This is a genomic window from Pseudomonas sp. SIMBA_067, assembly GCF_046534675.1.
Lineage (GTDB): Bacteria > Pseudomonadota > Gammaproteobacteria > Pseudomonadales > Pseudomonadaceae > Aquipseudomonas > Aquipseudomonas putida.
This window is the reverse complement of sequence record NZ_JAWRYH010000362.1, coordinates 1-276: the sequence shown is the minus strand read 5'-3', so window position 1 is coordinate 276 and position 276 is coordinate 1. Positions and strand designations below refer to the sequence as shown.

General features: G+C 57.6%; 1 pseudogene. It reads left to right on the top strand.

The annotated features are described in order from the left end of the window. Positions 1-109: 109 nt before the first annotated feature. Positions 110-276, top strand: a pseudogene (locus tag SB765_RS29445) (Crp/Fnr family transcriptional regulator); the annotation flags it as partial.

The window sequence follows — 276 nt, the reverse complement described above, 5'->3', positions numbered from 1 at the left end:
CCATTATCTTTCACAACTCCTCCTACCGTACGTCCCTTTGTTTGCTTTGCTCTTGTGGCTCCAGCACCGCTGTGGCGCCGCAATTCCCTCCCCCTGGCCAGGTGAACGCATGCATTCCAAAGGAACCGTGATGCTCGATCTCCCGCTGAGACTGACCTTGCTCGCCCGCTCCGATTTATTCCGAGGGCTGCCGGAGCCGCTCTTGTGCTACGTCGCCACCCATATGGTGGAGCGCACGCTGGATGATCGTGAGCTGCTTTATTTCAAGGATGACGC